The organism is Leptolyngbya sp. CCY15150 (assembly GCF_016888135.1).
Lineage (GTDB): Bacteria > Cyanobacteriota > Cyanobacteriia > RECH01 > RECH01 > RECH01.
On record NZ_JACSWB010000173.1, the window covers coordinates 1 to 14575 of the forward strand.

Annotated in this window: 13 protein-coding genes; 4 read left to right on the forward strand and 9 right to left on the reverse strand. The window is 53.9% G+C overall.

Annotated elements, in window-relative coordinates; all coding sequences use genetic code 11:
• Positions 1 to 211 precede the first annotated feature (211 nt).
• The 4 genes from JUJ53_RS11610 to JUJ53_RS11625 all read right to left on the reverse strand — a co-directional run bounded on the left by JUJ53_RS11610 (position 212) and on the right by JUJ53_RS11625 (position 3436).
• Positions 212 to 349: a photosystem II reaction center protein K gene (locus JUJ53_RS11610; RefSeq protein ID WP_204152183.1), complete on the reverse strand. Its 138-nt coding sequence runs from the start codon at positions 347 to 349 to the stop codon at positions 212 to 214.
• Positions 350 to 485: 136 nt separating this feature from the next.
• Positions 486 to 1670 (reverse strand): aminotransferase class V-fold PLP-dependent enzyme, encoded by a 1185-nt coding sequence (locus JUJ53_RS11615; RefSeq protein ID WP_239124998.1) that lies wholly within the window; start codon positions 1668 to 1670, stop codon positions 486 to 488.
• Positions 1671 to 1773: 103 nt separating this feature from the next.
• Positions 1774 to 2565 (reverse strand): 3-methyl-2-oxobutanoate hydroxymethyltransferase, encoded by a 792-nt coding sequence (gene panB, locus JUJ53_RS11620; RefSeq protein WP_204152185.1) that lies wholly within the window; start codon positions 2563 to 2565, stop codon positions 1774 to 1776.
• 586 nt (positions 2566 to 3151) lie between these two features.
• Positions 3152 to 3436: a hypothetical protein gene (locus tag JUJ53_RS11625; RefSeq protein ID WP_204152186.1), complete on the reverse strand. Its 285-nt coding sequence runs from the start codon at positions 3434 to 3436 to the stop codon at positions 3152 to 3154.
• Positions 3437 to 3802: 366 nt separating this feature from the next.
• Here JUJ53_RS11625 and JUJ53_RS11630 point away from each other — a divergent pair, with 366 nt between their 5' ends.
• Both JUJ53_RS11630 and JUJ53_RS11635 read left to right on the forward strand, forming a co-directional pair.
• Positions 3803 to 4726, forward strand: coding sequence for a LysR family transcriptional regulator (locus tag JUJ53_RS11630; protein ID WP_204152187.1), 924 nt, complete (start codon positions 3803 to 3805; stop codon positions 4724 to 4726).
• A gap of 245 nt (positions 4727 to 4971) precedes the next feature.
• Positions 4972 to 5139, forward strand: coding sequence for a PCP reductase family protein (locus JUJ53_RS11635; protein WP_204152188.1), 168 nt, complete (start codon positions 4972 to 4974; stop codon positions 5137 to 5139).
• A gap of 12 nt (positions 5140 to 5151) precedes the next feature.
• On the opposite strand, the gene JUJ53_RS11640 is transcribed toward JUJ53_RS11635, so the two are convergent.
• From JUJ53_RS11640 to pheA, 4 genes are all read right to left on the reverse strand, one after another.
• Positions 5152 to 5655: a hypothetical protein gene (locus tag JUJ53_RS11640; protein WP_204152189.1), complete on the reverse strand. Its 504-nt coding sequence runs from the start codon at positions 5653 to 5655 to the stop codon at positions 5152 to 5154.
• 44 nt (positions 5656 to 5699) lie between these two features.
• Positions 5700 to 7610, reverse strand: a complete 1911-nt coding sequence (ftsY, locus tag JUJ53_RS11645) for a signal recognition particle-docking protein FtsY (RefSeq protein WP_204152190.1) — start codon at positions 7608 to 7610, stop codon at positions 5700 to 5702.
• A 174-nt stretch (positions 7611 to 7784) separates the two neighbouring features.
• Positions 7785 to 8429 (reverse strand): transcription antitermination factor NusB, encoded by a 645-nt coding sequence (gene nusB, locus JUJ53_RS11650; RefSeq protein WP_204152191.1) that lies wholly within the window; start codon positions 8427 to 8429, stop codon positions 7785 to 7787.
• A gap of 117 nt (positions 8430 to 8546) precedes the next feature.
• A complete protein-coding gene (gene pheA, locus JUJ53_RS11655; protein ID WP_204152192.1) occupies positions 8547 to 9410 on the reverse strand; it encodes a prephenate dehydratase in 864 nt (287 codons plus the stop codon).
• 1251 nt (positions 9411 to 10661) lie between these two features.
• Between pheA and JUJ53_RS11660 the strand changes: the two genes are divergently transcribed.
• Together JUJ53_RS11660 and JUJ53_RS11665 are read left to right on the forward strand one after the other, a co-directional pair.
• Entirely contained in the window at positions 10662 to 12080 is a 1419-nt protein-coding gene (locus JUJ53_RS11660) for a hypothetical protein (RefSeq protein ID WP_204152193.1), read from the forward strand.
• Positions 12081 to 12263: 183 nt separating this feature from the next.
• Positions 12264 to 13103 carry an SWIM zinc finger family protein gene (locus JUJ53_RS11665; protein WP_204152194.1) on the forward strand — a complete coding sequence of 280 codons (840 nt, stop codon included), beginning with the start codon at positions 12264 to 12266 and terminating at the stop codon, positions 13101 to 13103.
• Positions 13104 to 13153: 50 nt separating this feature from the next.
• On the opposite strand, the gene JUJ53_RS11670 is transcribed toward JUJ53_RS11665, so the two are convergent.
• On the reverse strand, positions 13154 to 14566 hold the full coding sequence (locus JUJ53_RS11670; RefSeq protein ID WP_204152195.1) for an NCS2 family permease: 1413 nt from the start codon (positions 14564 to 14566) through the stop codon (positions 13154 to 13156).
• Positions 14567 to 14575: the final 9 nt, after the last annotated feature.

Below are 14575 nucleotides of genomic sequence, written 5' to 3' on the forward strand. Positions count from 1 at the left end.
AGCGCTCTTGGTCTTCAGGTGTCATAGCGAGTGATCCCTAGGGCTACCCTTCTATTCTCCCCCTTGGCACTGTTTTTGCAAAAGTGGGATGCTCCCACGCCCCCCGCCTCACCACCCGTTCAGGTTCACCGCTGATCATGCGATCATGCCATGAAAAAAGGCACTCCTGAGAGTGCCTAAAGGATTCTAATCATGTTGGTGTATCAAAGGTTTATTTGAAACCAACTGCTGCTTGCCAAACAAAGGCGAGGAGCAGGAAGAAAACCGGAATAATAGGCAACACATCAACAAGGGGATCAAAAACAGAGTAAGCTTCGGGCAGCTTGGCTAAAATTAGTGCCGCGTCCATGGATGGCCTTTCCTCTTTAACTCAGACATCTCAGATTTTTTGAATCTTATCATAATTCAGGGATCACCTCACCCCGTCCTGTTAATTCTGCGCAGGGATGGGGCAGGCCATCCCGCACGTTAATCGCGATCGCCCTCTAGGTGAGTAGCGATCGCAGGTGGGCCATCAGGCGATCGCAGTCCTCTTCTGTGGTGAAGTAATGCACGCAGGCCCTGATGCAGTTGGGATGCAAAATGGTGCGCACCATGATCTGCTGGGCTTCAAGCTCAGCCACCAGGTGTCCATGGGCTCGGTCGGGCTGTCCATCTAGGCGAAAGGAGACGAGACCGGCTTCGGGAGGCGTGGTGCGCAGGGGTTGAACCGTTGGCAGAGTTTGCAACTGCTCCCAGAGGTAGGCGCTGAGCTGTTGAATCTGCTGGTAGCGCTGCAGGGCTGTTCCCTGCTGCTGATGGAGAGCGATCGCCGTCCGAAGGGCGCTGTAGAGGGGATAGTCGGAGGTGGCAATTTCGTAGCGTTGACCGTTTTCCTTCAAGCCCGTGGGTTGCCCGGTGCCATCCATGGTGATGCTACGCCAGCCCACAAAGGTGGGAGCCGCCGTGGAGTAGCAGGCAGGCTTGACATAGAGCCCGCCCGCGCCCGCCGCACCACACCACCATTTATGCCCGGTGAAGGCGTAGAAATCTGCTCCTAGGTCATCAAGCTGCAAAGGCAGAACGCCCACAGACTGGGCCGCATCCACCAAAACCCGCACCGGCTGGTAGCTAGGATGCTGACGGCAGGCGGCCACAATCTCCTTCATCGGTAAAACCTGGCCGGTGTTCCACAAAATATGGCTGATCGCCACCATGCGGGTAGTGGGCATCAGATGCTGAGCGATCGCCCCCACGGGATCACCTTGGTTTAGGGTTTCCAGGATGGGACAGGTGGACACCTTGATGCCAAAGCGTCGCTGTAGCTCATGGGCGGTGGCAATCACGCCCGGATGTTCACAATCCGTCAGCAGCAGATGATCGCCCTCGCGCCAGTCGATGCTCCACAGGGCAATATTGCAGCCCACGGTCACGTTCTCAGTCAGGGTGATGGCCTCGGGCTGTGTGCCCAGTTCAGCGGCGATCGCTTGCCGGGCCAGTTGGCTTTCTTGCTGCAGCCAAGCATTGGTGCTGCTGGAGAACGGCCCCCGCTCTTGAATCTGCATCTGGGTGTCATGGAGGGCAGCGATCGCCTCCTGAGCCATCGGACCTTGGCCGCCATAGTTGAAATAGGTCTTATTAGCGAGGGCGGGATAGCGTTGGCGATAGTCGTGCAGCGAGGGTTGAGACATGGTCATCTGTATGAATTACCGTGCTTCCTGCTTGTACCAAATTGCAGGGAAGGCGGCAAGAAGCTGGCTGGGGAGACGGGCGATCGCTCTCAGATCCCAACGCTTAACCCTTAGGAGATGAAGGTGGAAACTGACCCTCGCGAATATCGCGGCAGAAGTCCTCTACAGCTCCTTGCACCGTTTCCCGCAGATTTGCGTAGGCTTTCGCAAAGGGTGGCCGCCAGTCTGACAGCCCCAGCAGGTCGGCCGTCACCAACACTTGCCCATCACAGTCTGGGCCAGCACCAATGCCAATGGTGGGAATCGATAGCTTCTGGCTAATCGTAGCGGCAACATGATCGGGAATATGTTCGAGCACAATGGCAAATGCCCCAGCCTGCTCCAGGGCGATCGCTTCTGCAAGGAGCTGCTCTCCCGCCTCAGGAGTCGTTCCCTGTTGCCGATAACCTAGGCGACGTACCGCTTGGGGCGTCAGGCCGATATGTCCCAGCACCGGCATTCCCGTTTGCACCAAAGCCGCGACTGTATCGATAATCGCTGGATAGCCGCCCTCTAGCTTGACGCCCCCTGCGCCAGTTTCCTTCAGAATGCGTCCCGCTGATTCAATCGCCTGGGACAGACTCACCTGATAACTTAAAAACGGTAGATCCACAACCAGCAACGCCTGCTTCACGCCCCGACGCACGGCCTTGGCGTGGTGCAGCATTTCCTCCAGAGTGACCGGCAGCGTCGTGTCATAGCCCAAGGTCACCATGGCCAGGGAGTCGCCCACCAATACAACATCCACCCCTGCCTGATCCATAATTTGGGCAAACAGATAATCTGCCGCCGTCAGCACCGTAATCCGCCGACCTTGCTGTTTATATTGAATGAGTTTCTGAGGTGTTACAGCCATGGATTTCCTATTCAGCGATCGCGTTCCGCACATCTCGGAAAGACTCATCGGCCCTGCGGCATCCCTCGGTGTCAACCGTCATCTGCCAGCAGACTAGAAAAGACTCTATGCGGTGTGATTCAAGGGATTAGCGAACTACCTCCCCTGAATTCAGGGTAGCGGATACTGGGTTCAAACGGTTTTTGTTTTGCAAATTCTCAGGGTGCCTGGGAGGGCAGTTATGACTGTGGTTAAGCGGGAAGACATCATGATTGGCAAGCAGTTCAACGTTGCTCTATTCCCAGATCCTCATACGACGAGGGTTGAGCGACGTCGAAACCCGGCTTATCTAGTAGGATGCGTGAGCGATGGCGTAACGCATCCAAGCTTCATGGGAGGTGCGTTACGGCTGCGCCTAACAGCGACTAGGTTCCGTATCCTCGTTATTCCCTAGTGGAAAATTAAGATGATCCCGAGCGATCGCTTGGCGCACCCGATGTCCTCTATACCAAACCCCTCGTTCCCAGACGGGAAGAGGGGCTGTGAATGACTGAAGAGAGCTAGCGCCGTCGGCTGCTACCGGGGGAGGGTAGCAGCAAGTCATGGGCTAGTGATAATAACGTTTCTCTAACCAGACCCGGACATCTTGCTCAGAGGCAAAGGTAGTATGATAGTCTGTCACCGGATCGTAGACCCGCCAGGAGACTTGTCCGCTGCGATCGCGGATTGCCTCAACATGAGGTTCTTGACTACCAGCTAAAACTCCCCACACCCGATAGGCAAATGATTGCAGGGCAGCACGCCAATTTCCATCTTGGGCGGCGCGATCGGGGTTGTGAGTTGTCCGATGATGCTCAATAAAGCTGAGGAATGGAGCACTAGCTTTCAACATAGACCCCCCTTTAAGCCAAACATGGCTTGATACGTAAAACTGTTTTCCATACCTCCACCTTAAGAATTTAAAGTTGGACATTCAAGCGATCTTTTGCATACTTGTGATGAATCCTATTCATAACCTGAAAACCCTTGATATATATGGATTACAGGTTTATGTAATGATACGGATCGGATTAGGTCTGTTATATAACCACACAGAGCGATATGGTTTGTAATAGGGGCCTCAGAATGCGATCGCATTCTGCCTCGAACCATCAAACATGTTCGTCTAGCTGTCTAAACTAAACCGTCTAACTAAACTGTCCAACTAAACTGTCTAACTAAGTATTATTTCCTTTAGCCCCATCGGTGTTAAGTGCCCATGAGAGACAACCATCGGGATAGCATCAAGCTTTCGCAATTGCGGGCGCTGCTAGAAATTGCAAATTGCGGTAACTTCAGCGAAGCTGCCCTCTGTCTGAATGTGTCGCAGTCGGCGGTAAGCCACGCGATCGCCACCCTGGAAAATGAACTGGGCGTGGTGCTGCTCTCCCGTGGACGTCATGGAGCCACCCTAACCCCCGTGGGTGAACAGATCATTGGCGATGTCCGCCATGTCATGGATGCCCTAGAGGAAATTGTGCGCAAGTCTAATCTGGCTAAAGGGTTAGACGGCGGTCAGGTGCGGGTTGCCTCCTTCCGAAGCGTTGCCACCCATGTGCTGCCAGCGGTAATTGCCCTGTTTCGCAAAGCCTTTCCCGCCATTTCCGTCACCATTATTGAACATCAGCACCTGCCCTCGGTGCATCAATCCCTGCGTCAGGGCTTAGCGGATATCGGCTTTCTCTATTTGCCAGCGCCGGATGACTTTGAAACCTGGGAAATCCTGCGTGATGACTATGTGGCGCTGCTGCCCCCGGATGCCAAGATAGCGGGCCCTGCCATCACCTGGGATGAGCTGCATAGTTTTCCCTTAATCATGCCCGCTGCTGATGATAGCTGTCGCCTAATTGTGCGGAAGTACTTCACGCAGTTTGATCAACCCCTGAATGCGGCCTATGAAGTGCGCGAAGACTCCACGATTGTCAGCATGGTGGAACAAGGGCTAGGGGCAACGGTGATTGCCCGACTGGCCGCCGAACCGCTGCCGTCCAGCCTCCGGGTCTATAAATTGCCCCACCCCCTAGAGCGCGTGATCGGGGTCGGGGTTTTGTCAGAGGCCCTGCATCCCCCGGCAGTATTTGCCTTTTTAGACGTGCTGCGCGGTACGGGAAAATTTAGCCCTTTGCCTCTGAAAGAGGCCTAGTACCGCAAGACAGAAGAACGAAGACAGAAAAACGAAGACAGAAGACAGAAGAACGACAAGGAAGTCCAAGACATACGAGACAGAAAAACGAAAAGGAAGTCCAGGAGACACAAGGTTTCCCGCCTCAGTACATAGGCGGGTTACTTACGCCTCAGAGGTCTAGTGCGGTTGTCGGCGATCGCCCCTGCAGCTTAGGATTTCTATGGGCGATCGCTCATGTAACCCTAGGAGGAGTCAGAACCTGGATGGCCAACTCGATGGAATGGACGGCAGAGGCAGAAGCGCGGCTCAAGGAAATTCCCTTCTTTGTCCGTCCGGCAGCGCGCAAGAAGATTGAAGCCTTTGCCCGCGAGGCCGGCGTGGCGGAGATTACCGAAGAGGTCTACGACCAAGCCAAGAAAAAGTTTGGCTAGGCGATCGCTAGGTCACGATGCGGCTGGTAGGTGGCTAAAGGCGGCATCAACAAGCTGCTTGGCCTTATCGTCCAGCCGCTGCCAATCCACCTCCTGGTCTTCAAAATTAATCAGGCTAGTATCAATAACCACGGCGGGCCGGTCTGGATGGTTGACCTCGTAGTCCATAAAACACACCTGGTAGCAAAGGTTCCAGATATCTAACCGGGCCTCGCGATCGCCCTGGGTGAGCTTGAGTTCATAGCCAGGGTAGGGGCGCGGCAAGTGGTCTAGGGTTTGCTGGATGAGGATGGAGCGCTCAGGCTCAGCCGTTTCTAGTTCGTGCTGGAGGGCAATCACCTGAGCCTGCACCTCGGGGGGCGTATGGCTGGGCCAGCGCTGCACGTCTTCGTAGTCTCCTCGCCAAGGCGATCGCTCTAGGTTTTTACGAATATTGTCGATGACGCGGATCAGGGCAGGCTGCATCAAGAGTTCAGCCTGCTGCCAGTCGAGTCGAGTTGCAAACTTAGGGGTCATAGACTTAGGAGGTGCTAGGGGGCGATCGCCAAGGGATAGACGCCTCAACCGCTGAGGAGTGCTTCCACAAATTCATAGCTGGAGAACGGACGCAGATCTTCGATGCCCTCGCCAGCACCGATAAAGCGAATGGGTAAGCCCAACTGTTGTACAACCGCCAGGGCGACGCCGCCTCGGGCCGTGCCGTCCAGCTTGGTCAAAATCACGCCGCTCAACTGAGCCGATTCAGCAAACACCTGGGCTTGGCGTAGACCATTTTGGCCCAGGGTAGAATCGAGCACCAGCAGCGATTCAATCTTGGCATGGCTGGCTTTTTTGTCGATAATCCGACGGATTTTGCTCAGCTCGTCCATTAGATTTTTCTTATTTTGCAAGCGACCAGCGGTGTCTACCAGCAATAGCTCTGTATTGCGGGACATGGCAGCAGCGATCGCATCAAACACCACAGCAGCGGGATCGGTATTTTTCCCAGGGTTGGCAATCACCTCGACATTGCTGCGCTGTCCCCAAACCTTCACCTGCTCCACGGCCGCTGCCCGGAACGTATCTGCCGCCGCAATCAAACAGCGGTAGTCTCCCTGGGTAGCTAGGTGGGCCATTTTGCCGATGGTGGTGGTTTTCCCGGCTCCGTTCACCCCAGTGATCAGCCAAATATTTAGAGTATCTTTTTCGGGGGCAAAGGTAGGGCTGTACTTGCCTTGGAAGGGTTGATCGAGCATCTGCCGCAGAATCTCCTTCAGGTAGGCGATCGCTGCTTCGGGGGGCAGAGCCTCTTCCCGCAGTTTACTTTGCAGAGCCTCAATAATGTAGTCCGTTGCCTCCACGCCCACATCGGCTTGAAGCAACAGCGACTCGATTTCCAACACCGCTTCTTGGTTGAGCGGCCCCTGGCCGACGATTGCCCGCAGTTGGTTCACCAAACTACGGCGGGTTTTGCCCAAACCTTGGCGCAGACGATTCAGCCAGGTAATTTCTTCTAGGGATACGTCTTCAGGACGCCGCCCTTGGGCCGCCAACACCCCTGCCGACCAGAGGAAATCATCATCTAGGACAATGCTGGGTGTCGAGGGGGGAGCGATCGCTGCCTCAGCTTCATCGAGGGCTTCTGCCTTGAGACGTTCGAGACGTTCTTGACGCTCGGTTTCGGCTTGGGCCCAGAAGGGTAGGGCTGCCGGTGCTTCAACATCACTGGCGGGAACCTCGGGCGAACTGGGGGATTCCGATTCGGTAAAAGTGGCAGGATCGGGATCGGGCGCAGCGCTGACCGTCGGCTCTGCCGCCGTGGGTGGGATAGCCACACCTACAGGAGGAGTTGGTTCTTCAACAACTTCCTCGGCAACTGGTTCTTCGACAACCGATTCCTCAATCTCCTCAGCAACCGGTTCTTCTACAATTTCTTCGGCAGCCGTTTCCTCGACAACCGGTTCTTCGACAACCGGTTCTTCGACAACCGATTCCTCGGCAACTGGTTCCTCAGGGACTTCCTCGACAGATTCTTCTACAACCGGCTCTTCTACAACCGGCTCTTCTACAACGGATTCCTCGGCAACCGGTTCCTCGGCAACCGGTTCCTCAGCGACTTCCTCGACAACTGATTCTTCGACAACCGGCTCTTCTGCAACGGGTTCCTCGGCAACCGGTTCTTCCGCGATATCTTCCGCAACCGGTTCTTCAGCAACTGCTGCTTCCGCAACCGGTTCGGCAACCTCAACCGGTGCCTCTGCTGGTGGCTCTGGCTCTGGAGCAATCTTAGTGCCCTGCTGTTCCTGAATGGTTTGGTAGGCTGCCTTTGCCCAGGCTAGATAGTCCTCGGCATTAGTTGGGGCCGTGCTCGCCGGAGCCTCTGCTGGTGGTGCCTCCGCAGCTTGTTCGGGCGGCGACGTGTCTTGAGGTTTGTTTTCGTCTTTTTCGTCGCGATTGCGACTGAACTGTCGCTTAAACCAATCAAAAGCCATAGCTGCTCTCCCAACGTGCGCCTTCCATCAACAAACTCGGCCAGAACCGTAAGCTATTAGGGTATGGTACTAGAGCCTTGCCCTAGACATCGACCGGAAACCCGAACCCTCAGCGCTCTTGGCGTTTCCCAACCATGCCCCAACATCACGGCTGCCTCCTGTCCCCATCCGTATCTAGATCTCGGGGGGAGCCTGAGCCAAAGACTGGGACTTGATCGCGTCCGTCACCCGCCGCAGAACACCATTGATGAACTTATGGCTTTCTTCATCGCCATAGCGCTTGGCCAATTCGATCGCTTCGTTAATGGCAACGCGATCGGGAACGCCCAGGTAGAGCACTTCCGTGACGGCAATCCGTAAGATATCTTGATCCAGCCGAATCAAACGCTTAAGCTGCCAGTCCACCATGGAGCTGGTAATCAGCTCATCAATGGATTCCCGATTCTGCTTCACTTGCTTGATGATCTCGATCGCGTAGTCTCGCACATCTTGCTGATTGGCAAGCTGGATGAATTCCGGCAGTTCTAGAGCATAGCCCAAGCGATTGATCGCCACCTGGGTGAGGTCGATCGCCTCCCGAGTCATGGTGCGCGCCCCCTGGATGTCGGCGGATCGCGTCTCGCTAGACAGCAAGCGTTCGCTACCGCGCTCCAGTTCTGAAATCGCCACCTCTAAAGTCTCACGACTTTCCGTTGTCAAGGTTCGCACGGCGGCCAACACCAAATTTTGAACCTGCTGCATGTCCAGAGCTTCTGGGGTGGCAGGCAGTTGACTTGCGCCCAATAGCGCCAATTCACGAGCAATTCGACGAGCTTGCATAATTTACCGATTCGGTGCGCCGGAGCGAAACACGTATGGATGAACCCCATGATCCTAGCAGGGTTCGCTCCCCTCGCGGGGGCTTCGCTGGGTTACCTAGGATGAACAGAGAGTTGTCTAGAGCGGCAGGGACGTCGGTTCATCGACGGCGGCAACGGAATAGCTACCAAAGATTTTCAGGGTTTCGGTGCAGGATTTAAGTTCTTCCAGAGCCCTTTGCACCGACTCTGGATCGGCCCCTGTTTCTAGATCAATGAAAAATAAATATTCCCCGAGCGATCGCTTCGTGGGCCGCGATTCAATCCGGCTCATATTAAGCTGACGTTTTGCAAAAATCTGCAAGGCGGTGACCAAGGCTCCCGGTGTGTTCTTCGGCAGGCTAAAGGCCAGGGAGGTATGGGTGCCGGTCAACGACGACTCCAGCCCCATCACCCAAAAGCGGGTGCAGTTGTCGGGGCGGTCATTAATAGGATGGGCCAAAATCGGTAGGTTGTATAGCTCTGCTGCCCGGCGGGAGGCGATCGCCGCTGTAGGCGCTTGGGGATCAAGGTGCTCTAGAGCTTCTACGGTGGAGTTGGTGGCAATGGTTTTCACATCCGGCAGCTTCGATCCCAGCCAGCCCTGACACTGGGCTAGGGCCTGGGGATGGGAATAGACATACTCAATGGTCGCCAGATCGGGCGCTTGGGAAATTAGGGCATGGGCAATGGGCAAGACCAAGGCCTGCTGCACCTGAAGCGTATCCAACTGCCAAAGCGTATCGAGGGTCATGGTGACGCTGCCCTCAATGGAATTTTCCACCGGCACCACAGCAATCTGGGTTTGCTGGCTGACCACCGCGTTCAGGGTTTGGGCAATGCTGGGATAGGGGCGCAACTGCCAGGTTTCTCCCGTGCGATCGCTCAGATGCTGGGCCCAAGCGATCGCCACCGTTTCTGCATAGGTACCGGCTGGCCCAAGATGTGCTATCAATCCCCCCATCATGTTTTGTCCTAAATAACGGTATGTGGCAACCTGCTTCTCAAACTACCTTCGTCAGAATACTACAGGCCAGCCCCCAATCTCTTCTCCTAATTCAGAGGCTAGTTCTTCAATGGCACCCCTTCGGTAGGTGGCTCTGCTGCGATCGCTCCCCTAGAGATTGATTGAATTGATTGAACTTAATGAGCGAGGATGCATCAAAACAGTTGCACAAACCTGGAAATAGTGATGGAATAGATAACGGTCTGAAAAACAAGTCAGACATCTCACAGGTTAGCAAAGGCGATCGCCCTTGTTGAACCGTTGGGGGGTGTGGCGGAATGGTAGACGCTGCGGACTTAGAAAACTGAGCCTTGTCGGAGAAACCTGACAAGTGGAAGCTCTCAAACTCAGGGAAACCTAAGGCGATTGATCCAACAGATCGCTATGGCAATCCTGAGCCAAGCCGAAGCCTAGCTTCGGAAGGTGCAGAGGCCCGACGGGAGCTACCCTAACGTAAAGTCGAGGGTAAAGGGAGGGTCCAATCTTCAAGACTAGGGTTCCTAGTTGCAGCGAAAGCTGTGGGAAGGTGAAAATCCGTTGACTGATGAAGTCGTGTGGGTTCAAGTCCCTCCACCCCCATATCATCATGAATGTTCAAAGCTAGAAGGCCCGGTGTGCGATCGCATGTCGGGCTTTTTGCATAGATTGGGTCAGCAGGCATACATGGGTTGGCATCGGCTGCCGGAACCGCTGATCCAACCGATGGGTGACCGCAGTCGCACTAGTCTACGTATTTTTACATAATGTTTATCGTAAATCGTCTGGATGGAGTCCAGGTGGGGCGTAAAAGGAATTAGGTGATTCGCATTTTGATATATGGGGGAAGCGATCGCCCATAACCCATATAGTTAGAGGACTTGAAGGCAGGGATGATCTCCATCACTCCATGGAGTGATGGAGATTCGACATGACCCAGCCCTTGATCACGCGCTGTTCTCCTGAAACCTGATAAACGTAGTATAGTTAGAATTACGGATACGCCCTTGTGGCGATCGCTGGATGAGACTCAAGCTGCGGCGATACGTTCGGTTGAGGGTGCAGTGACGGGTGACAGGTCACACAACAATGCGTAATATTGCGGAATTTACAGGATTATCCTTGATGCAGTAAGTGGTGTTCACACCTTGAGAGTTAGACGCTTAAGCGCAACTCTGCACTGTGACATTAACCATTCAGGGGAACGTCCTAGAAATAGGAGAGGTTGAAACCGTGACTGCACTACCCATGAAAGATTCATCAAATCTTAGTCGAGTCTCCATTGGTCGTTTTCAGAGAGATATCTCGAACGCCCAAACGGTGATCTATCAATTCTTACTGGATGCAGTCAAAACCTGGCCGCCGGAAGAGGTGCTTGCCGAGTTCCGTCGGTTGTTCATTCATCAGGTGAATACGACCAGCTCTGATACGGTTCCCGCTCTCTATGAAATTGTATTTGCCAATCAAGAGCAGGAGTTTCATAACACCCTCAAGCGAGCATGCTACATATTAATTAATAACTGGGAAATTAAGCGCCAATATACCTACATTAGCGATTTAATTGACTTGTTTTCGGATGGGCTCATTCAGAAAACAACGATGTCTCCCACATCACGACGCCTGCGCCAGTGGCTGCAAAATTTTGTGGATGGCGAAGACTTTCGCGAGATTAAGCTCTTTGCTAATCGCCATGATGAGACGAATATTCAGCCCTGGAGTCAGCGCTATACGTCCTATTTACTGGTGCCCCAGTATGCAAACCTCAGTAATCCTGTAGAGCAGCGGGACGCAGCGCGGATGCTGTCCTTTCGCCTCCGGGAAAAATTTAAGTTTGACCTAGCATTTTACACCGCCCATTCTCAACGCCCAGCCTCCCCATCATCCAACACAGTGACCACCCAAAACCCCACGGCTCTGGGTGATGAGGTAGTGCGGCTGATTAAATTTATCGTGGCGCGGCGCGGGCAGTTTAACCATCTCAACCTTGCCCATATTTTTTTAGGGCAAACCAAAGATATTCGCTATAAAGCATTTAAGAAAAGCTTGTGTAAATATCTCCTCTTCTCTGTGGAAAAGCAGAATGGAGCATCGATCTTTCGGCACAATTTAAGTCATAAACTAGACGAGCTTTATACAACCCATAACAATCGTAAGCTAGATGATGCCTTACTGCTGCGCACCTGTAACCGGATTATTGAGTATCTAACCAGCGAAGATGGTCAGCAGCCCTCCACCATGTTTGCGCTGCTGCTCTCCCAAGGCAATCCACTCACCTTGGTGATTGTGCTGCTGAAGATCATTCTGATTTGCAACTATTCACGGGTACATCTTGAGTCGCGAATTGCTGTTTTGATTCGATATTATGAAAATCTTTCGGAAGAGGATTGTCGATGGGTTCTGAACTTCTTAGAAGTGTTTCGCATCACCATGACCATCCATGCGGAGAATATCGAATATAACCTAGTGCATCCCCAGGTGAACCACGTTGAAGAAGCTGGGGCAACCATCACCGTGAAAGAATCCGACCAATATCGCATTTTTTCCCAGGCAAAACGCTGTCAAGAGTTTGATGATGATGCTATATTGCAGCACATCGCCAACCTAGAGGCGATCGCTGAAGATCAACCCGAAGCTGCGGATGATGCAGAGTAGCTAGGAGTAGCTAGGGATGCGATGAGAGTCATCATGCTGATTGACGGACAAAACTCCTGCGCTCTTGATTCTCTCGTAGGTTGGGTTAGCGTCAGCGTAACCCAACGAAATCTAAGCTGGCACTGGGTTTTACGTTGCTCAATCTAGCCTAGCCAAAAAGATTTGTCAGTCAAGCAGGTCATCATGTCGAATTTATCCTACGATACGCTAGCGAACCGAGAATGGTGGGCGCAACGCTGGATCGACCATCTCGAATCATTTGGGCGGATGCCCCGCCTGGCCCGCGCTCGCAACTATGCCCGCGAAGGTAATGTGGTGAAATTGGCCTTCTCGGGCTCGAAGGTGCTGGCTCGGGTGCAGGGAACCGCACCGGAACCCTATCGCGTGTCTCTGTCCCTCGATCAATTTGAGGATGAACAGTGGCAATATGTGATCGAGTCTATGTCTGAACAGGCGGTGTTCTCAGCCAAGCTGCTAGCTGGAGAAATGCCCCAAACCATTGAGGAAGTGTTTACTGCCAATGGTCTTAGCCTGTTTCCCTTAACCAAGTTTGATATTCATAGCAAATGCTCCTGTCCTGATAAGGCTAACCCCTGCAAGCATATCGGGGCGGTGTACTACCTCCTAGGCGATCGCTTCAGTGATGATCCCTTTGTCTTGTTTCAGCTACGAGGGCGGACGAAGGATCAGGTGATTGCCGACCTACGACAGATGCGCAATGCCGGCAATACGGAGATCCCAGAATCAGAGCCCGTTTCTCTACCGACAGAAGCGATCGCCCTCGACCGAGTATGGACCTATGAAGAACAGTTAGAATCATCCCTCGTGGTGATTGCACCGACCCTAGGCACCGAAACCGTGTTGGATACCCTAGGGCCGCTGCCCTTGAAACTGGATGTGACGGGCGGGGCCGCGAATGTGTCTCAGACGCTGACAGAAGAACTTCGGGGTATCTACAGTCAGGTGAGCCAGCAAGCGGTGCTCGATGCCATGCGGGCCGGGCAATCTGAGTCGATGAACTAACATTCAGGCTAGGTGTCCAAGGGTGTGGACTCCGCACCCTGGGCGGATATCTAGACAAGGACAAACTTCAGAACAAAAATGACGGCTAGAACCCAGAGAGCTGGGGTAACTTCATGGGCCTTCCCTTGGAAAGATTTAATCAATGGGTAGGTAATCAACCCGGCGGCTAAACCATCGGCGATGGAGTAGCTGAGCGGCATAATCAGCAGCGTCAGAAACGACGGGATGGCCTCTGCCGGATCGCCCCAGCGCACCTGGGAAATACTGCCTGCCATCAACACCCCAACAATCAGCAGGGCTGGCGCAGTAGCAAAGCCTGGAATGGCTGAGAGCAGCGGAATGAAGAAGATCGACAGGGCAAAGAGAATAGCCGCTACGATCGCCGTGAAGCCGCTACGTCCCCCTTCTGAGATCCCCGATGCTGATTCGATATAGGTGGTGACGGTTGAGGTGCCCAAAACTGCACCGGCAGTCGTGCCGATCGCGTCGGCCATAAAGGCTTCATTGGCTTTGGGTAGTTCCCCATCTTCTTGGATGTAGCCGGCTTTCATACCCAGCCCCGTGAGGGTACCGACGGTGTCAAACAAGTCCACAAACAGGAAGGCTAGGATAATAGCAAACAGCTCAAGGGGGTTAATTTGGAAAAGCGTACCTAGACCAACAAAGGCTTGACCAAACAAATCGGTGGGCCACTGAGGTAAGCCGACAATGCCGCTGGGCCAGGGCGCGATGCCGACAATCCAACCCAAGACAGCGGTGGCTAAAATCCCCCACAGCAAGGCTCCCAACACCCGACGGGCCACGAAGGCGGAGGTGATCAAAATGCCAATCAGCGCCATGACGGTTGGCCCTTGGGATAGATTGCCCAGAGAAGTTTTGGTGGCTTCATTGGCGACAATAATGCCAGCTCCGCCAAAGTCTGGGTTACCCGAGAGGGCAATGTAGGCGATAAAGAGCCCAATCCCAGCGGCGGTGGAATGCTTAATACATTCGGGAATGGCTTTGATAATTAGGGAGCGGACATTGCCCAGGGTGAGGGCAATGAAGATCAGTCCTTCCACAAAGACGGCGGCTAGGGCTACACGCCATTCAATGCCTAAGCCAATCACCACCGAAAAGGTGAAATAGGCATTCAAGCCCATACCAGGCGCTAGGGCGAAGGGGTATTTGGCATAGAGACCCATGAACGCCGTGGCGATCGCTGCTGACAGGGCGGTGGCGATCGCTAATTCACCAAATAGGTCACCGGACTCGGTGAGAAAAATAGCATCGGAGAGGATCCCCGGATTCACCACCAAAATGTAGGCCATGGTGATAAACGTGGTCACCCCGGCAAGAATTTCGGTGCGCAGGTCGGTTTTTAGCTCTGCAAAGCCGAAAAACTTAGCAATCCCGGTTTCAGGACTTGGATCCGGGGGTGGGGGTGTTTCGAGAGAGCTGGGCCCTATGGGCTCTTGGGTCATTGCACTACC